This window comes from Pseudorhodobacter sp. E13, from assembly GCF_003991405.1.
In the GTDB taxonomy this organism is placed as follows: Bacteria; Pseudomonadota; Alphaproteobacteria; order Rhodobacterales; family Rhodobacteraceae; genus Pseudorhodobacter.
In genome coordinates this window covers 15,827-33,016 of the sequence record NZ_RPEN01000153.1, presented here as the reverse complement: position 1 = coordinate 33,016, position 17,190 = coordinate 15,827, and the positions used below count along the sequence as shown (strand labels likewise).

The 17,190-nt window shown below is 62.2% G+C and carries 19 protein-coding genes; 7 read left to right on the top strand and 12 right to left on the bottom strand.

The annotated features are described in order from the left end of the window. Positions 1–58: 58 nt before the first annotated feature. The 3 genes from modC to modA are packed head-to-tail and all read right to left on the bottom strand — an operon-like array spanning position 59 to position 2,576. Positions 59–1,165 carry a molybdenum ABC transporter ATP-binding protein gene (modC, locus tag EGN72_RS08040; RefSeq protein ID WP_370323219.1) on the bottom strand — a complete coding sequence of 369 codons (1,107 nt, stop codon included), beginning with the start codon at positions 1,163–1,165 and terminating at the stop codon, positions 59–61. After that, complete coding sequence (gene modB / locus EGN72_RS08035; RefSeq protein WP_127046359.1) at positions 1,165–1,839, bottom strand: molybdate ABC transporter permease subunit; 675 nt, start codon at positions 1,837–1,839, stop codon at positions 1,165–1,167. Before modB ends, modC begins: the two co-directional genes overlap by 1 nt. Then, positions 1,839–2,576 (bottom strand): molybdate ABC transporter substrate-binding protein, encoded by a 738-nt coding sequence (gene modA, locus EGN72_RS08030; RefSeq protein WP_127046357.1) that lies wholly within the window; start codon positions 2,574–2,576, stop codon positions 1,839–1,841. Before modA ends, modB begins: the two co-directional genes overlap by 1 nt. Positions 2,577–2,719: 143 nt before the next feature. On the opposite strand from modA, the gene tgt reads away from it, so the two are divergent. The 6 genes from tgt to EGN72_RS08000 are packed head-to-tail and all read left to right on the top strand — an operon-like array spanning position 2,720 to position 6,658. After that, positions 2,720–3,850, top strand: coding sequence for a tRNA guanosine(34) transglycosylase Tgt (gene tgt, locus EGN72_RS08025; RefSeq protein WP_127046355.1), 1,131 nt, complete (start codon positions 2,720–2,722; stop codon positions 3,848–3,850). 57 nt (positions 3,851–3,907) lie between these two features. Further along, entirely contained in the window at positions 3,908–4,543 is a 636-nt protein-coding gene (gene ccmA, locus EGN72_RS08020; RefSeq protein ID WP_127046353.1) for a heme ABC exporter ATP-binding protein CcmA, read from the top strand. Then, positions 4,540–5,196, top strand: coding sequence for a heme exporter protein CcmB (ccmB, locus tag EGN72_RS08015; protein WP_127046351.1), 657 nt, complete (start codon positions 4,540–4,542; stop codon positions 5,194–5,196). The genes ccmA and ccmB overlap by 4 nt, the downstream gene beginning before the upstream one ends. A 52-nt stretch (positions 5,197–5,248) precedes the next feature. After that, on the top strand, positions 5,249–5,977 hold the full coding sequence (locus tag EGN72_RS08010) for a heme ABC transporter permease (RefSeq protein WP_127046349.1): 729 nt from the start codon (positions 5,249–5,251) through the stop codon (positions 5,975–5,977). 2 nt (positions 5,978–5,979) lie between these two features. Continuing rightward, a complete protein-coding gene (ccmD, locus tag EGN72_RS08005) occupies positions 5,980–6,138 on the top strand; it encodes a heme exporter protein CcmD (protein WP_370323218.1) in 159 nt (52 codons plus the stop codon). Further along, positions 6,131–6,658 (top strand): DsbE family thiol:disulfide interchange protein, encoded by a 528-nt coding sequence (locus EGN72_RS08000; RefSeq protein ID WP_127046345.1) that lies wholly within the window; start codon positions 6,131–6,133, stop codon positions 6,656–6,658. Before ccmD ends, EGN72_RS08000 begins: the two co-directional genes overlap by 8 nt. Before the next feature lie 29 nt (positions 6,659–6,687). Here EGN72_RS08000 and EGN72_RS19155 read toward each other — a convergent pair whose 3' ends face one another. Further along, positions 6,688–6,834, bottom strand: a complete 147-nt coding sequence (locus EGN72_RS19155; protein WP_158623160.1) for a hypothetical protein — start codon at positions 6,832–6,834, stop codon at positions 6,688–6,690. A 134-nt stretch (positions 6,835–6,968) separates the two neighbouring features. Beyond that, positions 6,969–9,656 carry an aconitate hydratase AcnA gene (gene acnA / locus EGN72_RS07995; RefSeq protein ID WP_127046343.1) on the bottom strand — a complete coding sequence of 896 codons (2,688 nt, stop codon included), beginning with the start codon at positions 9,654–9,656 and terminating at the stop codon, positions 6,969–6,971. A gap of 258 nt (positions 9,657–9,914) precedes the next feature. Here acnA and EGN72_RS07990 point away from each other — a divergent pair, with 258 nt between their 5' ends. Continuing rightward, on the top strand, positions 9,915–10,616 hold the full coding sequence (locus EGN72_RS07990) for a thioredoxin family protein (protein ID WP_127046341.1): 702 nt from the start codon (positions 9,915–9,917) through the stop codon (positions 10,614–10,616). Between the two features lie 6 nt (positions 10,617–10,622). Here the strand turns inward: EGN72_RS07990 and EGN72_RS07985 are convergent, their stop codons facing one another. From EGN72_RS07985 to EGN72_RS07955, 7 genes are all read right to left on the bottom strand, one after another. Then, positions 10,623–11,489, bottom strand: a complete 867-nt coding sequence (locus EGN72_RS07985) for a lysophospholipid acyltransferase family protein (RefSeq protein WP_127046339.1) — start codon at positions 11,487–11,489, stop codon at positions 10,623–10,625. Continuing rightward, positions 11,489–12,391, bottom strand: a complete 903-nt coding sequence (locus tag EGN72_RS07980; RefSeq protein WP_127046337.1) for a DMT family transporter — start codon at positions 12,389–12,391, stop codon at positions 11,489–11,491. The genes EGN72_RS07985 and EGN72_RS07980 overlap by 1 nt, the downstream gene beginning before the upstream one ends. 106 nt (positions 12,392–12,497) lie before the next feature. Then, on the bottom strand, positions 12,498–13,577 hold the full coding sequence (locus tag EGN72_RS07975) for a flagellar motor switch protein FliG (protein ID WP_233587081.1): 1,080 nt from the start codon (positions 13,575–13,577) through the stop codon (positions 12,498–12,500). A 99-nt stretch (positions 13,578–13,676) separates the two neighbouring features. Continuing rightward, positions 13,677–13,832 carry a carbohydrate-binding module family 14 protein gene (locus EGN72_RS07970; RefSeq protein WP_127046335.1) on the bottom strand — a complete coding sequence of 52 codons (156 nt, stop codon included), beginning with the start codon at positions 13,830–13,832 and terminating at the stop codon, positions 13,677–13,679. A 55-nt stretch (positions 13,833–13,887) separates the two neighbouring features. Next, positions 13,888–14,424 carry a tetratricopeptide repeat protein gene (locus EGN72_RS07965; RefSeq protein ID WP_127046333.1) on the bottom strand — a complete coding sequence of 179 codons (537 nt, stop codon included), beginning with the start codon at positions 14,422–14,424 and terminating at the stop codon, positions 13,888–13,890. A gap of 121 nt (positions 14,425–14,545) precedes the next feature. Continuing rightward, the gene (purB, locus tag EGN72_RS07960; protein ID WP_127046331.1) at positions 14,546–15,850 is read right to left on the bottom strand and encodes an adenylosuccinate lyase; all 1,305 of its coding nucleotides are present in this window, start codon (positions 15,848–15,850) and stop codon (positions 14,546–14,548) included. A gap of 93 nt (positions 15,851–15,943) precedes the next feature. After that, on the bottom strand, positions 15,944–17,164 hold the full coding sequence (locus EGN72_RS07955) for an alpha/beta fold hydrolase (protein WP_127046329.1): 1,221 nt from the start codon (positions 17,162–17,164) through the stop codon (positions 15,944–15,946). Between the last annotated feature and the right edge of the window lie 26 nt (positions 17,165–17,190).

Sequence of the window (17,190 nt, the reverse complement as noted above, 5' to 3'; positions counted from 1 at the left end):
GAGTGATGGAACATAATCCCAAAGGGTGCAAGGGAAAGGCATGAAAGTTTTGTGTCGGTCACAAGGCCGCAGTCGGCTTGTTGTCGCCACTGGCGCCGATGCTGCCCGGCGCCACCGCAACCGATTTCAGGATGGCAAAGCAATCCGTCCCCACCTCCAGCCCCAATGCCTGCGCCGAGCGGCGGGTGATGCGGGCCAGAATGCGGTCTTGCCCCAGTTGCAATTGCACCAATGCGCCGGGGCCAGACCCGATATGCAGCGCGGTGACTTTGGCGGGCAGGATGTTCAGCGCCGACAGTCCGGTAGGGGCGCTGCGGGCCAGAATGACATCTTGCGCAAGGATGCGCAGGCGCAGGGTGCTGCCCAAAGGGGCTTCTATCCGGGGCAAAAAGATCGGCCCGGCCGAGGCGTGCAGCCGGCTCAGCCCATCGGCTTCTTGTGCCACCAGAACCGTCGGGATCACGGCACCTGCTTCGCGCAGGCCAAGGGCCGGGGCGGTGGCGGGGTCTGCCAGCAGCGCCTCGGCGGGGCCTGCATGGGTAATACGGCCCGCGTCGATCAGCAGCAGATGCGTGGCCAGCCGCGCCACTTCGGCCATGTTATGGCTGACATAGAGAATGGGGGTGCGCAAACGGTCGCGCAGCCGTTCCAGATAGGGCAGAATCTCGGCCTTGCGCGTCTCATCCAATGCGGCCAGCGGTTCATCCATCAGCAGCATCCGGGGGCGCGTCAGCAAGGCCCGTCCGATGGCACAGCGCGACTGCTCGCCGCCCGACAGGCTGCCCGGATGGCGGGGCAACAGGGGGGCAAGGTCCAGCGCCGCGATCACCTCGTCCCGGCTGGGTCCGGGCAAGCCCTTTGCCCGCCTGTCGGCATAGGCCAGATTGCCCGCCACGGTCAGATGCGGAAACAGCCGGGTGTCCTGAAACACATAGCCAAGCCCACGCAAATGCGGCGGGGTGAAATGCCCCTGCGCTTGCCATGTGGTGTCGCCCCACGCCACACGGCCCTTTGCCCCGGCCTCCAGCCCTGCGATCACCCGCAGCAGCGTCGATTTGCCAGAGCCAGAGCGCCCGAACAGCGCCGTCACCCCGGTGGCGGGGATCGTCTGCGCCACCTCCATGGCAAAACCGGGATAGCGGAGTGTTACGTCAACAGACAGCATCAGCGCCGCCCCCCACCGGGAAAGCGGCGGTTCAGGCTGTAGACCAGCAGCAGGGTAACAAAGGAAAACACCAGCAGAATGGCCGCCAGCACATGCGCCTCGGCATAGCGGATGGTTTCCACATGCTCATAAATCGCGATGGAGATCACCTTGGTTTGCCCCGGAATATTGCCGCCCACCATCAGCACCACGCCAAATTCCCCCAGCGTATGCGCAAAACTCAGCACGCCTGCGGTCAGAAAGCCGCGTTTGGCCATGGGCAGGGCTACGGTGACGAAACGGTCAAGCGGGCTGGCGCGCAGCATGGCGGCGGCCTCCAACGGGGCGCGGCCCACGGCTTCAAAGGCGGCTTGCAGGGGTTGCACGGCAAAGGGCAGCGAATAGACCATCGAGGCGATGACCAAGCCGGTGAAAGAAAACGTCAGGGTTTCACCGGTGACTTGCACCCAAAAGGCCCCAAAGCCGGACGTTGGGCTGAACAGGATCAACAGGTAAAACCCCAGCACCGTGGGGGGCAACACAAGGGGCAGGGCGGTCAGCGCCTCTACCACCGGTTTGGCGCGGGATCTGGTTTGCGCCAGCCACCATGCCAAAGGCGTGCCCAGCAGCAACAGCAGCAGCGTTGTCACCCCCGCCAGATGTGCCGATAGCCAGAGTGGCCCCAGATCCACCATCACGGCACACCGTAACCGGAAGCGGCGATCCGGTCGCGCGCCTCTGCCGTGGTCAGATAGGCCAGAAAGCCAATGGCCGCCGGGTTCGCCGCCCCATGTTGCAGCAAAAGCGCGTCTTGCTGGATGGCGGGGTAAAGCGTTGGGGGCACATCCCAGATCAGCCCCTTCGCCTCTGGCCCCAAGGCAGAGCGGGCGATAAACCCGGCCTCTGCCGCGCCCGATTGCACAAGGGCAAAGGTTTGGCCGATGTTCTGGCCCATTACGATTTTGCCAGAAAGCGCAGCCTCCAGCCCCAATGCCTGCAAGGCGGCACGGGCCGCGGCCCCATAGGGGGCAAGATCGGGGTTGGCGATGGCGATATGGCGCAGGCTGTCGCCGCGCAGCAGGGCCTGCGCATCGGTATCGGCTGCGACACCGGGGGCCCAGAAGGTCAGAACGCCATAGGCATAGGGCTGCGGGGCACCATGCCCTTCGGCGTGCAGCCGCGCCGGGGTGGCCGCATCGGCCGACAGCATCAGATCAAAAGGGGCACCCGCAACGATCTGGGCATAAAGCTTGCCCGTGGCCCCGGTGGTCAATTGCAACGCATGCCCCGATTGCGCGGAATAATCAGCGGCCAACGCCTCGGCCACGCCCGCGAAATTCGCGGCCACGGCGACCAAAGCCGTTTCCGCCCGCGCCGGGGTTGGCTGGGCCGGCAAGGCGCAGCAGAACAGCAAAGCAATCAGGCGCAGCATCGGCCTCTCCTTGGCTTGGGTGCCCCTTTATCGGCGCGGGGCGGGCCTTGGGCAAGGGGGCGCATATGCGGCTTATGTCGCGGGGGCTTGGCATTCACCGCTGTTTTGCCCAAAAGGGGCGCAACGGCACAAGGGATAAGACAATGCAGCAGCGCTTCACGTTTGAGGTTCAGGCCCGCGATGGCCGCGCCCGCAAGGGGATCATCCAGACCCCGCGCGGTGAAATCCGCACCCCGGCCTTCATGCCCGTGGGCACGGCGGCCACGGTCAAGGCGATGATGCCGGAGTCGGTGCGCGCCACCGGGGCCGATATTTTGCTGGGCAATACCTATCACCTGATGCTGCGCCCCACCGCCGAACGCATTGCGGCCCTTGGCGGTTTGCACAAATTCATGAACTGGGAGCGCCCGATCCTGACGGATTCGGGGGGCTTTCAGGTGATGTCGCTGGCATCCTTGCGCAAGCTGACCGAAGAGGGCGTGCGCTTTTCCAGCCATATCGACGGGTCCAAACACATGCTCTCGCCCGAGCGCAGCATGGAAATCCAGAAGCTGTTGGGGTCGGACATTGTGATGTGTTTCGATGAATGTCCCGCGCTGCCTGCCACCGATGCCGAGGTGGCAAAATCCATGGCCCTGTCGATGCGCTGGGCGCAGCGGTCGCGCGATGCCTTTGGCGACCGTCCCGGCCATGCGCTGTTTGGCATTCAGCAAGGCGGTGTGACCCGCGATCTGCGCGCCGAAAGCGCCGAGGCCCTGCGCGCCATCGGCTTTGACGGCTATGCCGTAGGAGGCTTGGCCGTGGGAGAGGGGCAAGAGGCGATGTTTGGCGTGCTGGATTACGCGCCCGAGATGCTTCCGCAAGATAAGCCGCGCTATCTGATGGGGGTGGGCAAGCCTGACGACATCGTCGGCGCGGTGGAACGCGGGATCGACATGATGGATTGCGTGCTGCCCTCACGCTCGGGGCGCACGGGGCAGGGCTGGACGCGGCACGGGCAGGTGAACATGCGCAACGCCCGCCACAAGGATGACCCGCGCCCGCTGGATGAGGCCTGCACATGCCCAGCCTGCCGCAACTATTCCCGCGCTTACCTGCATCACGTCATCAAAGCGGATGAGATTATCGGCTCCATGCTGCTGACATGGCACAACCTGCATTACTACCAAGACCTGATGGCAGGCCTGCGCGAGGCGATTGCGGCAGGGACGCTGGCGGCCTTTGTCGCCGATTTCCACGCAGGCCGCGCGCAGGGTGATATTGAACCGCTGTAACGGCTGCGGCGGCTTGGCCCTTTTCGGGTGGCGCGCTTTGGGGTAGGGCTGATGCCTATGGATTTGACCGTAACTGATCTTGCTGTCGCCCGTGGGGGCGTGACCGTGTTGGAAGGGGTGCATTTCACCCTGTCGCCCGGTCGTGCCTTGGTGCTGCGCGGCCCCAATGGCATCGGCAAGACCACGCTGCTGCGCACGGTGGCAGGCTTGCAACCGCCTGTTGCGGGCCAGATTTCGGCAGGGGCCGAGGCGATTGCCTATGCCGCCCATGCCGATGGGCTGAAGGCCACGCTGACGGTGCGCGAGAATTTGGCATTCTGGGCCGCAGTCTATGGCGTGCAGGATGTGCAGGCCGCGATTGCGCGGATGAACCTGTCTGATCTGGCAGATCGTCAGGCTGCAAACCTGTCGGCGGGGCAAAAGCGGCGGCTGGGGCTTGCGCGGCTATTGGTCACGGGGCGCCCGGTTTGGGTGTTGGATGAACCCACAGTTTCGCTTGATATCGCCTCTGTCGCATTGTTTGCCGATGTGGTGCGCGGGCATCTGGCCGCCGGGGGGGCGGCGCTGATTGCCACCCACATTGATCTGGGGCTGGCCGAGGCCGATGTGCTGGAGCTTGGCCCCTTCCGCGCCCGCGCAAAAACCGAAGACCCGCGCGGCTTTGATGCCGCTTTCGGGGGGGATTTCGCATGATCGCCTTGTTGCTGCGCGATATGCGGCTTGCGGTGCGGGCAGGCGGGGGCTTTGGCCTTGGGCTGGCCTTCTTTCTGCTGGTCGCGGTGCTTGTGCCCTTGGGCGTGGGGCCGGAAAGCGCCACCTTGGCCAAGATCGCGCCGGGTATCCTGTGGGTGGGCGCGCTGCTGGCCTGCTTGCTGAGCCTTGATCGTATTTTTGCGCTGGATTTCGAGGATGGCTCGCTGGACCTGTTGGCCACGGCCCCAATCCCGCTGGAAGGCGCTGTCGCGGTCAAGGCGCTGGCACATTGGGCGGTGACGGGCCTGCCACTGACGCTTGCCGCCCCCGTGCTGGGCATCTTGCTGAACCTGCCGCAAGCGGGCTATGGCTGGCTTGTGATCTCGCTCGCGCTGGGCACGCCTGCGCTGTCGGTCATCGGGGCCTTTGGTGCGGCGCTGACCGTGGGGCTGAAACGCGGCGGCTTGCTGTTGTCGCTTTTGGTGCTGCCGCTCTATGTGCCAACGCTGATTTTCGGGGCCGAGGTGGTGAAACGCGGCGCCGAAGGGATGGCAACCGCAACACCTTTGGCGCTGCTGGCGGGCATAACCGCAGGGGCGGCAGCGATGTTGCCCTTTGCAGCGGCTGCGGCAATCCGTATCAATCTGCGGTGAAAGAAACATGTTAAACCTTGCCCCGCACCTTTTGAAAGTCTAGCTGAACGCCATGTCATTTTGGGAATACGCAAATCCGCAGAAATTCATGCAGCTGTCGCGCCGGGTTTTGCCCTTTGTCGCGGTGGCTGCCGGGCTGTGCCTTGTGATCGGGCTTGTCTGGGGCTTCTTCTTTACCCCGGATGATTACAAGCAAGGCTCTACCGTCAAGATATTCTACCTGCATGTGCCCGCCGCGATGATGGCGATCAATGCTTGGGTAATGATGCTTGTCACCTCGCTGGTCTGGTTGATCCGGCGGCACCATGTTTCGGCGTTGGCGGCCAAGGCGGCGGCCCCGGTCGGGCTGATCTTTACGGTGATCGCGCTGATCACTGGCGCGCTTTGGGGCCAGCCGATGTGGGGAACGTGGTGGGAATGGGACCCGCGGCTGACCAGCTTTCTAATCCTCGCGCTGTTCTATCTGGGCTATATCGCGCTGTGGCAGGCGATTGACGACCCCGACACCGCCGCTGATCTGACCAGCGTGCTGTGCATCGTCGGCTCGGTTTTCGCGCTGCTGTCGCGCTATGCGGTGAATTTCTGGAATCAGGGCTTGCATCAGGGCGCGTCGCTGTCGCTGGACAAGGAAGAAAATGTGGCCGATGTGTTCTGGTATCCGGCTTTGCTGTGCATTGCGGGCTTTGTGCTGCTGTTCGTGACGCTAGTCTTGCTGCGCACCCGCACGGAAATCCGCGCGCGCAGGCTGGGCGCGCTGTTGGCACGGGAGCGGAGGGGATGATGATGCCGGACCTCGGGAAATATGCAGGCGCAGTGCTGGGCTCTTACGCGGCCACCATCGGGCTGATCGTTTTGCTGGTCGCGGTCAGCCTGTGGCGGTCGGCGAAAACCAAGGCCGCCTTGGCAGAGGTTGAGGCACGGCAAGGAAAAGACAATGGCTAAAGTATTGATGTTTCTGCCCCCGGTGCTGTTTGCCGGGTTGGCCGCTTTGTTCATCGTGGGGATGAACCGCGAGGATCCCGACAGCCTGCCCTCTGCCCTTGCGGGCAAGCAGGCCCCTGCGGTGCAGGTCACGGCTTTGGCAGAGTTTCCGGGTTTTACCGATGCCGATCTGCGCAAGCCGGGGGTGAAGCTGGTGAATTTCTGGGCCAGTTGGTGCGCGCCATGCCGGGCCGAGCATCCTTTGCTGGAACAACTCGCCAGTGAAGGCATCACCATTTACGGGGTGAATTACAAAGACCGCCCCGATGATGCCAAAGGTTTTCTGGCCGAACTGGGTAACCCTTTCGCCGCAATCGGGGCCGATCAAGGCCGGATGGCGCTGGATTGGGGCGTTTACGGCGTGCCGGAAACCTATGTGATCAATGGCGATGGCCAGATCGTGCTGCGCTTTGCTGGCCCGATTTCAGCGGCGGAACTGGAACGCAGCATCCGCCCGGCGATTGCCGAGGCATCACAGTAATTGCCCCGCCACGGGGCCTGCGCGCTGCGTCACAACAGGGTTTGCATCACCATAACCAGCGTCAGGCCGACCAAGGCGGGCAGCCATGGCAGGGGCCGCGTGTCAAAATTGCGCGGCTTGGCCCGGCGCAACTGTGCGTCAATATCTGATTGGCTTGGCAGAATGGGAAAGCGCATCGCAGCCCCTGTTGATGGTGAATCCTGCATTCACTGTGCCGTTCAGAACTTAACAGGAACATAACATCGCGCCGATCCGCGAAAAAAAACAAGCGCCCCTAAGGGCGCTTGTTGTTGTTGCCATTTGCGCTGGATCAGGCCGCTTTGGCCAGATCGCGCAGCACGTAATGCAGCACGCCACCGTGTTCGATATATTCGATCTCGATCGCGGTATCGATGCGGCATTTCAAAGTGATGGTCTTGCTGCTGCCATCGGCTTTCGTGATGACACAAGGCACCTCTTGCAGCGGCTGGATCGTATCCAGACCCGAGATGGACACCGTTTCATCGCCGGTCAGGCCCAGCGATTTGCGGGTGTCTCCGCCGGTGAATTCGAATGGAATCACGCCCATCCCAACGAGGTTGGAACGGTGAATACGCTCGAACGACTCCGCGATAACCGCTTTCACGCCCAGCAAAGCCGTGCCCTTGGCCGCCCAGTCCCGGCTGGAACCTGCGCCATATTGCTCACCGCCAAAGATCACCAGCGGGGTGCCAGCGGCCTGATAGGCCATGGCCGCATCATAGATCGAGGTCTGCGCCCCGTCCGGCCCTTTGGTGTAGCCGCCTTCAACCCCGTCCAGCATCTCGTTCTTGATGCGGATATTGGCGAAGGTGCCGCGCATCATCACCTCATGGTTGCCACGACGCGACCCGTAAGAATTGAATTCGCGCGGGGCGACCTGACGTTCCACAAGGTATTTCCCGGCAGGCGTGGTTTCCTTGAACGACCCGGCAGGCGAGATATGGTCGGTGGTGATCATATCGCCCAGCAGCGCCAGAACCTTAGCCCCGTCGATGTTCGAGATTTTGCCGGGGTTCGGGCCCATACCTTTGAAATAGGGCGGGTTTTGCACATAGGTCGACGAAACCGGCCAGTCATAGGTTTTCTGGTCGGTCGTTTCCACGCCCTGCCATTTCTCATCGCCTTTGAACACATCGGCGTATTTGGTCAGGAAGGCTTCGCGCGTCACAGTCTGCTCGACCAACTCGGCCACTTCCTGCGTGGTCGGCCAGATGTCTTTCAGATAGACGTCCTGCCCATTGCTGCCTTTGCCAATCGGCTCGGATGTCAGGTCGATATCCAGCGTGCCGGCCAATGCATAGGCCACAACCAAGGGCGGCGAGGCCAGATAGTTGGCGCGCACATCCGGGCTGATCCGGCCTTCAAAGTTGCGGTTGCCCGACAGCACAGCCGTCGCCACCAGATCGCCTTCGGCAATTGCCTTGGAAATCTCGGGCTGCAAGGGGCCAGAGTTGCCGATACAAGTGGTGCAACCATAGCCGACAAGGTTAAAGCCGATCTTGTCCAGATCATCTTGCAGGCCGGCGGCTTCCAGATAGGCCGAAACGACCTGCGATCCGGGGGCCAGCGAGGTTTTCACCCAAGGTTTGCGGTTCAGGCCCAAAGCTGCCGCCTTGCGCGCCACCAAACCCGCGCCGATCATGACATAGGGGTTGGAGGTGTTGGTGCAAGAGGTGATGGAGGCGATCACGACCTTGCCGCTTTCCATCGTGTAATCTTCGCCAGCCACCGGCACGGTCTTGCCCAAGGGGCGTTTGAACGTGTTGGCCATTTCGCGGGTAAAGGCTTCTTTGGCATTGGTCAGCGCCACGAAATCCTGCGGGCGCTTGGGGCCAGAGATGGCCGGAACGATGGAGGACATGTCCAGTTCCAGCGTATCGGTATAGATCGGCGCGTAATCCGCACCGCGCCACATGCCGTTTTCCTTGGCATAGGCTTCGACCAAGGCCACACGGGCCTCATCGCGGCCGGTGTTGCGCAGGTAGCGCAGGGTCTCACCGTCAATCGGGAAGAAGCCGCAGGTCGCGCCATATTCCGGCGCCATGTTGGCGATGGTGGCACGGTCGGCCAGCGGCAGATGGTCAAGCCCCTCGCCATAGAATTCCACGAACTTGTTCACCACACCCTTGGCGCGCAGCATTTCCACCACTTTCAGCACGAGGTCGGTGCCGGTGGTGCCTTCCATCATGCGGCCGGTCAGCTTGAAGCCGATGACCTCGGGGATCAGCATGGAAATCGGCTGGCCCAGCATCGCGGCCTCGGCCTCGATCCCGCCAACGCCCCAGCCCAGAACGGCGGCACCATTGACCATGGTGGTGTGGCTGTCGGTGCCGACCAGCGTGTCGGGATAGGCGACTTCTTCGCCGTGCTGGTCCTTGTCGGTCCAGACAGTCTGCGACAGGTATTCAAGGTTCACCTGATGGCAAATCCCGGTGCCGGGCGGCACAACGCGGAAGTTGTTAAAGGCGTTCTGCCCCCATTTCAGGAAGGTATAACGCTCCATGTTCCGCTCATACTCGCGGTCCACGTTCATCTGGAAGGCGCGCGGGTTGCCGAATTCGTCAATCATGACCGAGTGGTCGATGACCAGATCAACCGGGTTCAGCGGGTTGATCTTTTCCGGGTCGCCGCCCAAAGCGATGATCGCATCGCGCATCGCGGCAAGGTCCACTACCGCCGGAACGCCGGTAAAATCCTGCAACAGCACGCGGGCCGGGCGATAGGCAATCTCACGCGGGTTCTTGCCGCCGTTTGCGCCCCATTCGGCAAAGGCGCGGATGTCATCCACGCTGACGGTTTTGCCATCTTCGAAACGAAGCATGTTTTCCAGCACCACTTTCAGCGAAGCGGGCAGGCGCGAAAAATCGCCCAATCCGGCCTCTTGTGCGGCGGGGATAGAGTAATAGGCAACGCTGGCACCGCCTGCTTTAAGGGTGCGGCGGGTCTTTGTGCTGTCATGTCCGACGGTTACGGTCATTCGGGCCTCCTGGGCTGGCGCGTGAATTATGGGGCTTCCCCCGCGTAATGCCCAATTCGGGGCAATTTAACAAGAGGAGTCGCGCCTTTGTATGCAATTGTATGCCGAAAATCCAGCCCAAATTTGAACAAGTTTTTCGGCAAAGCTGCGGCAGGCAGACGCAGCGCGGCAATGTAACGGACACTCGCAAAACCTTGATTGGCCCGGACCCGTGGTTTTGGGTAGACAGACAAGGCACACAGAAATGGGACACAGTTCATGAAACACCTACTCGCAACCGCCTGCGCGGCTTGGATGGCTTTGTCTGGTTTGGCCCAGGCGCAAAGCAGCGATGCGGTTGTGGTGGAATTGTTCACCTCGCAGGGCTGTTCGTCTTGCCCGGCGGCGGATGCGATTTTGGGCAAGTTGAGCGCGGATAGCCGTGTGATCGCGCTGTCGCTGCATGTCGACTACTGGGATTACCTTGGTTGGAAAGACAAGTTCGCCAGCCCCAAGTTCACCGCCCGGCAAAAGGAATATGCCCATCACGCCCGCGACAAGATGGTCTATACCCCGCAAATGGTAATCCAAGGGCAGGTGCGGGTTGTGGGCAGCCGTGGCGCCGAGGTGGAAGCCGCGATTGGCGCGCATCTGGGCACCGCCCAGAATACCGCCTTGCGGCTGGAGCGGGCGGGCGATGTGCTGACCATCCGGGCAGAGCCTTTGACAGGCCATAGCGGCCCGATCCGCGTGCAACTGGTGCGCTTTTCACCATCCGAGGAGGTAGTGATCAAACGCGGGGAAAACGCGGGCAAGACCATCACTTATCATAATGTGGTGCGGTCTTGGCAGGTGTTGGGTAAATGGGATGGCAACAGCCCCTTGACCATGCAGGCCGAGGCAGGCGGCACAGCCCCGATGGCCGTTATCCTGCAAGCGGATGGCCCAGCCAAGATATTGGCCGCCGCCGTCCTGCGCTGAACTGTGTTACTTCCAGCGGCGATGGATCCAGAACCACTGGTCCATATGCTGCCGGATCAGCTTTTCCAGTGAATCGTTCAACGCCTGTGTCATTGCCTCGGGTGTGCCATGCGGAATGGGCGGCTCGATGATGATATCGAAATCCAAGCCACCTTCGCGCCGCACCGCATAGGTGGGCACCACCAGCGCATCATATTTCAATGCCAGCTCCGCCGCCGACAAGGCTGTCATCGCGGGATGGTCAAAGAAGGTCAACTCGGCGCCATGGCCTATATGCTGATCCATCAGCAGGCCCAACATCCCGCCCGAGCGCAAGAACCGCACCATATCGGCCAATCCGGCCCGCCCGCGAGGAAACACCGGGGTGCCAATGCGCGAAATCGCTTTGACGTAATGCGCATTGAAATCGGCATCACCCATCGGCCGATACAGCGCGCCGACGCGGTAGCCCCGCGCGATCAGGGCGGCGCGGCTGGCATCGTAATTGCCGAAATGCCCCGTCACCAGTATGACGGGCCGCCCGCTGGCATGGGCTGCATCCAAGGCCGCAAGCCCCTCGCCCTTCAGCGGTTCTGCCGTGGCGCGGGCCACGAATTCCGCGCCTGAATAAATCTCGATCAAGGTGCGGCCCACGTTGCGCGGCACCGCGCGCATCAGGCGGCGCACCTCTGCCTCGGGCAGATCGGGCATGATCAACGCCAGATTTTCGCGCACCCGTTTGTCATAGCCCGCAATCGGCGCGATGACATAGGCCATCACCCAACCACATAGCGGCACGCGCAGCCGATAGGGCAGGGCAAGCAACAGCCCGATCAACCCCCGCAACGCAATATTCCGCCAGCGTTCGGTTCTGCTTTTTGTGGTTTCTGCCATCACTCTGCCCGGTTTTGCGCCCGCAAGGCGCGGGTTTCCCGATGCCAGACATAAAGTCCCGCCGCCACGATCACAAGCGCACCGATCACCGTCCAGCGGTCGGGAAGGGTGCCAAAGAACAGATATCCCCAGATTGCCGCAAAAAGAATCCCGATATAGGCGAAGGGGGCCACGATCGCCGCTTCGGCCAAGGTGAAGGCGCGGATCAGGCAAAGCTGGGCAATGGTGCCAAGCACCCCGATCAGCGCAAAGCGCGGCAGGTCGCCTGCATCAATCGGCACCCAGAAGAACGGCAGCGACAGGCTGGCGAGGCCGGTGCAGATTACCGAGGTCAGCGCCATCGAGGTCCAAGCGCTTTCCTGTTGGCCGACCCAGCGGGTGATCAGCGCGTTGGCGGCATAGCTGACCGCGCCCAGCAGGGGCAGCAAGGCCGCCGGGGTGAAAATGCCCGCGCCGGGGCGGATCACGATCAGCGCCCCCGCAAGGGCCGCCAGCACGCCAAACATCCGCCGCGGCCCCAGCTGTTCGCCCAGAAACAGCGCGGCCCCCAAGGTGATCAGCACCGGGTTGATATCAATCAGCGCGGTCGCTTCGGCCAGACCGATATAGGCAAGCGAGGTGAAAAACAGCCCCGTCGCCCCCATCTGCGTCACCGCACGGGCCAGATGCACCACCGGAAACCGCGTGCGCAGATGCGCCAGAAACCGGTGCCGCAGTAAGATCACCACCAACAGAAACTGCCCCATGAAGCGCATCCAGACCAGCATCGGGGCGGGGTAACGATCGACCAGCCCCTTCACCGTGGCATCCATCAGCGTGAAGCACAGAATGGCAAGCAACATCAACAAGATGCCGCGCGTGTTTGCGGCAAGCGGTAACCGGTTCGGGACGGTGAAGGCCATGGATCATCCAAGCTGCGGGCTGATCTGCGGCACCCTAACGATTTTCAAAGGGATGTAGAGGGCAAAAGCGCCGGGCCGGACAAAAGGCTGCCGCCGCGGCCAGCGCTTATTCCTCCTCTTGCAGCAGGGCCACTTCGCCTGCGGCCTCCAGACTTCGGATCGCGGCGATCACCGCGCCTTGCGCCGCCTCGCCATCCTTGTCCTTGATCTTGCCCCGCTCTGCCATCTCCTCGCGCAGCGATTGCGCCATGCGCTGTGACATATTGCTTAGGAAAAATTCGGCCGTGGCGGCGGTTTCGGGTTTGGTTTCGGAATAGCACAGCGCCGTGACCAAAAGCCCCTGATCGACGATACGGATGATCTTGGGCACATCGCGCGGGCTGATACGGCTGGGCACATGCACAAAGGTGAAAATGGCCTTGCGCACCAGTTGCGCAAAATCCTGATCGTCTTCGTCCAACCCGGCAAGCACCTCTTCGCGGATGGTTTGCGGGGCCACGTTCAGAATCGCCCCCACCCGTTCCACCGGCCCCGCATCAAAGGCGCGGGCGGGTTGGTTTTCCAGTTGTGCAGCCAGCGACAGGCCAATGCGGCGCACGGTTTCGGGGTCTACATTCCCGGTCAGCGATACGGCATAGGCCACCCGCCGCGCCCGTTCGCCCGGCAATTGCCCCAGCAATTCCGCCGCTTTCGGCACCGCAAGCTTGGACAGCATCACAGCGGCCACCTCGATGCTTTCTTCCTCCAGCACGGGGCGCAGGCGTTCCAGATCCAGCGCCGCGATTCGATCCCACGGGTCCGCCTTGGACGATGCCCCGGCCAGCCGCCGCAAGCGATTGGCCGCGGTGGTCGAGATATGGCCATCCATGATCGACAGCGCCCCTTCAATCCCGCCGGGAAAGGACAGGCCAACCTCCTCCAACTCCGACAGGAATTCCGAGACAACCTGGTTGAGCGTGGCACGATCCACCAGCCGCATCTTGCTCATCTGTTCGGCAAGGGCGGCTTGGATATGTTCGGGCATGCCCGAAATGGTGATGGGCGACCCTTTGGCGACCATCAGCCGCACGATCACAGCGGCTTTTTCGCGGTTGGTCAGGCTGCGCCGCGTCGCCCGGCGTTCGCGGTTCGGGGCGATTTGCTGCACTGGTGTAATCTGTGCAAGTTGCGTCATCTCGTCTGGCATAGGACCCCCATGAATTCTTCACTTGGGGCCAAGCTGGCAGCGCAAGGTTAACACGGGCTTACGCAGGCTTCCCCGCGCGCCCGTGTAATCCGTTCAATTTTAACCAGAAACCGACACGCAGGAATTGGTCTTGGTGTCAAACACCTTGCCCTCGGCGCAGCTCATGGCGGCATGCTCTTCCGAGGCGCAGGCGGCCATGACCAGATTGGGCAGGAAGGTCAGGGCGATCACGGCAAGAATGGTCTTGGTTTTCATCAGCTTTCCTTTCAGTCAATGGCCCGCCTTGGTCTGGCGGGCCGGTTTCAAGGGCTTAGTAATTCAGCGTCTGTCCGGTGCCGACAGCATGGGCAAGCGAGGCTTCGGCCCAGCTTCCCGCCCCGCCACGGATGCGAATTTCGTCCAACTGGCGCGCGGCGGCGGCAATATCTCCTTGCTCTACCAATGCCTGCCCCATGTAGGACCGGGCGAGGATGTTATCGGGGTTCACCTCCAGCGCGCGGGCGTAATAGGCCATGCCCCCCGCCATATCGCCGGATTTGCGGGTGATGAAGCCCAGATAGGTCAGCACCCGGTCGCTTTCACCTTCGGACATTGCGTCAAGGGCGGCGCGCGCCTCGGTGTAGCGGCCCGCATAGGCCAATTCGCGGACGGCCCCGAAACGGATATCATCGCCAAGGCTGGCATCTTGCGGGTTTTTGCATTTCTGCGCCTCGGCATCGTAAATCTGCCCATCGGTGCAGGTTGTGGTGGTTTCGGTCGGGGTCGGCGGGGTGGTATCGTCGCTGCCTGCGGCAAAGGCGGCAAAGGGCAGGGCAGAGGCGAGAAGAACGGCGGCAAGCTTGTGCATGATAAGATCCTTCTTTGATGCTAAGGTAGCATGAAATGAAAAAGGGCAAGCAGAAAACCTGCTTGCCCCCAGTCTGATCGGCATGTCACCGCTTGGCTGTTCCGCGTGGAACAGGCCGCACTCAGGCCCCGAACACCCGCTTGAAAATCGTGTCGACGTGCTTGGTGTGATAGCCCATGTCAAACTTGGCGCGGATACCATCCTCGCCCAAGGCGGCGACCACCTCGGCATCGGCCAGCAAAAGCTCTTGGAAATCAAGGCGTTCTTCCCAGACCTTCAAGGCATTGCGCTGCACCATGGAATAGGCCGCCTCGCGCGATACACCGGCTTGCGTCAGGGCCAGCAGCACGCGCTGGCTCATCACCAGACCGGGAAATTTGTTCATATTGTCCAGCATGTTCTGCGGGAAGATCAGCATCTTGTCGACAACGCCTGTCAACCGGTTCAGCGCGAAATCCAGCGTGATGGTGGCATCGGGGCCAATCGCCCGCTCCACCGAGGAGTGGGAGATATCGCGCTCATGCCAAAGGGCTACGTTCTCCATCGCCGGGATCACCGCCATCCGTACCAGACGCGCAAGGCCCGTCAGGTTTTCCGTCAGCACGGGGTTCTTTTTGTGCGGCATAGCCGACGATCCCTTTTGCCCCATCGAGAAAAACTCTGCCCCTTCCAGCACTTCGGTGCGCTGCATATGGCGGATTTCAATGGCGACGTTTTCGATCGAGGATGCAATCACCCCAAGGGTCGCAAAGAACATCGCGTGACGGTCGCGCGGGATCACTTGGGTGGAGATCGGTTCCGGCGTCAGGCCCAGCTTGGCGCAAACATGCTCTTCGACGCGGGGGTCGATATTGGCGAATGTGCCAACCGCGCCGGAAATCGCCCCGGTGGCAATTTCGGTGCGGGCAGCGCGCAGGCGGGCAAGGTTGCGATCCATTTCCGCGTAAAAGCGCGCAAAGGTCAGGCCCATGGTTGTGGGTTCGGCGTGGATGCCGTGGCTGCGGCCCACGCGCACCGTATTCTTATGCTCCATCGCGCGCTTTTTCAGCGCGGCCAGCAGCGCCTCCATATCCGCGATCAGAATATCCGCGGCGCGGACAAGCTGCACATTCAGGCAGGTATCCAACACGTCAGAGGAGGTCATGCCCTGATGCACAAAGCGCGCCTCGTCGCTGCCGACATGTTCGGCCAGATGGGTCAGAAAGGCGATCACGTCATGTTTGGTGACGGCCTCGATCTCATCAATCCGGGCCACATCAAATTCCACGTCCTTGGCTTTCCAGACCGCATCGGCATTTTCGCGCGGGATCACGCCCAGATCGGCCATGGCGTCGCAGGCATGGGCCTCGATCTCATACCAGATTTTGAACTTGGTTTCCGGCGACCAGATGGCAACCATATCGGGGCGGGAATAACGCGGGATCATGGGGCAGGGCCTTTTCATTAGGGGCTGTGCAGGATGCGCGCCTTCCCTTAGTGCCCCAAGCCCAAAAGGGCAAGGGGAGGCCCTGTCGCAACGTCACCCCGGATCGCTGGCAAGCCGCGTGCGGATGACGGATTCGGCTTCCAGCGTGCGGTGGACGGGGCATTTATCGGCAATCGCCAGCAGCTTGTCGCGCTGCGCGGCATCCAGCGCGCCTGTCAGGGTGATGATGCGTTCAAACACATCAATCTTTTCGCCTTTTTCGCAGGTTTCACAATCGCTTGCATGCTGTTTTTCATGCAACACATCAACCGAGACATGCCCTAGGTCCCAGCCCTTGCGCCTTGCATACATGCGGATGGTCATGGCGGTGCAGGCCCCCAGCCCAGCGGCAAGGTATTGATAGGGCGATGGCCCCAGATCGGTGCCGCCAAAGCTTTGTGGTTCATCCGCTTTCAGGTGATGGCGGCCCATATGCACGTCTTGCAAGAACCCCTGCGGGTCCGCCTCTGCCACCCGTGTGATGCCTTCCGGGGCTTTGGGCGCGGGCTCTGGCTCGGCCAGTTCCAGATAGCGCGCGGCCCAGACGGCGATGGTATCGGCGGCATAATCGGCATCCTGCGCCCGGCTGAGCAGATGGTCGGCGCCGTCCAGTGTCACAAAGCTTTTGGGGTGGCGCGCGGCGATAAACAGCGAAGAGGCGTTGTCTATCCCCACCACCGCATCCAAAGGCGCGTGCAGGATCAGCAGCGCGCGGTGCAAATGGCGCAGATGGTCGGTCAGCGTGGTGTCATGCAGATCGCGCAGGAACTTGCGGCTGATGGTGAAATCGCGCCCGGCAAGGCTGACATCGGCGGTGCCCTCGGCCTCGATCTCCTCGGCGGCATGGGAAAAGTGATGGGTCACATGGGCCGGATCGGCTGGCGCGCCGATGACGGCTACCGCCTTGACCGAAGGCAGCGCGCCTGCTGCCGCAATCACCGCTGCCCCCCCAAGGCTGTGACCGACCAGCAAGCCGGGGGCCAGCCCTTGCGCGCCCAAGGCTTCGGCGGCAGCCTGCAAATCCTCGACATTGCCGGAAAAGCCGGAATTCGCGAATTCCCCGTCGGAATGGCCCAATCCGGTGAAGTCAAACCGCAGCACCGCGATGCCTTGCGCGGCCAGACGGCGGCTGATGCGGCGGGCGGCAAAGATATCCTTGCCACAGGTGAAGCAATGGGCAAACAGCGCCACCGCACGCGGCGCGCCCTGCGGGCGTTCCAGCCGACCGCGCAGGGTCTGGCCGTCTTTGCCTTTGAATTCAAACGCCTCTGCCATCGCGCCCTCCTATCCCTATAGGGGGC

Excerpts from the sequence above, each read along its gene's own strand:
- EGN72_RS07955 (WP_127046329.1), bottom strand. The coding sequence starts at position 17,164 with ATGGCAGAGGCGTTTGAATTCAAAGGCAAAGACGGCCAGACCCTGCGC.
- EGN72_RS07990 (WP_127046341.1), top strand. The coding sequence starts at position 9,915 with ATGAAACACCTACTCGCAACCGCCTGCGCGGCTTGGATGGCTTTGTCT.
- EGN72_RS07970 (WP_127046335.1), bottom strand. The coding sequence starts at position 13,832 with ATGAAAACCAAGACCATTCTTGCCGTGATCGCCCTGACCTTCCTGCCC.
- purB (WP_127046331.1), bottom strand. The coding sequence starts at position 15,850 with ATGATCCCGCGTTATTCCCGCCCCGATATGGTTGCCATCTGGTCGCCG.
- EGN72_RS08000 (WP_127046345.1), top strand. The coding sequence starts at position 6,131 with ATGGCTAAAGTATTGATGTTTCTGCCCCCGGTGCTGTTTGCCGGGTTG.
- EGN72_RS07975 (WP_233587081.1), bottom strand. The coding sequence starts at position 13,577 with ATGCCAGACGAGATGACGCAACTTGCACAGATTACACCAGTGCAGCAA.
- tgt (WP_127046355.1), top strand. The coding sequence starts at position 2,720 with ATGCAGCAGCGCTTCACGTTTGAGGTTCAGGCCCGCGATGGCCGCGCC.
- EGN72_RS07985 (WP_127046339.1), bottom strand. The coding sequence starts at position 11,489 with ATGGCAGAAACCACAAAAAGCAGAACCGAACGCTGGCGGAATATTGCG.
- acnA (WP_127046343.1), bottom strand. The coding sequence starts at position 9,656 with ATGACCGTAACCGTCGGACATGACAGCACAAAGACCCGCCGCACCCTT.
- modB (WP_127046359.1), bottom strand. The coding sequence starts at position 1,839 with ATGGTGGATCTGGGGCCACTCTGGCTATCGGCACATCTGGCGGGGGTG.
- modA (WP_127046357.1), bottom strand. The coding sequence starts at position 2,576 with ATGCTGCGCCTGATTGCTTTGCTGTTCTGCTGCGCCTTGCCGGCCCAG.
- ccmB (WP_127046351.1), top strand. The coding sequence starts at position 4,540 with ATGATCGCCTTGTTGCTGCGCGATATGCGGCTTGCGGTGCGGGCAGGC.
- modC (WP_370323219.1), bottom strand. The coding sequence starts at position 1,165 with ATGCTGTCTGTTGACGTAACACTCCGCTATCCCGGTTTTGCCATGGAG.
- EGN72_RS07965 (WP_127046333.1), bottom strand. The coding sequence starts at position 14,424 with ATGCACAAGCTTGCCGCCGTTCTTCTCGCCTCTGCCCTGCCCTTTGCC.
- ccmD (WP_370323218.1), top strand. The coding sequence starts at position 5,980 with ATGCCGGACCTCGGGAAATATGCAGGCGCAGTGCTGGGCTCTTACGCG.
- EGN72_RS19155 (WP_158623160.1), bottom strand. The coding sequence starts at position 6,834 with ATGCGCTTTCCCATTCTGCCAAGCCAATCAGATATTGACGCACAGTTG.
- EGN72_RS08010 (WP_127046349.1), top strand. The coding sequence starts at position 5,249 with ATGTCATTTTGGGAATACGCAAATCCGCAGAAATTCATGCAGCTGTCG.
- ccmA (WP_127046353.1), top strand. The coding sequence starts at position 3,908 with ATGGATTTGACCGTAACTGATCTTGCTGTCGCCCGTGGGGGCGTGACC.
- EGN72_RS07980 (WP_127046337.1), bottom strand. The coding sequence starts at position 12,391 with ATGGCCTTCACCGTCCCGAACCGGTTACCGCTTGCCGCAAACACGCGC.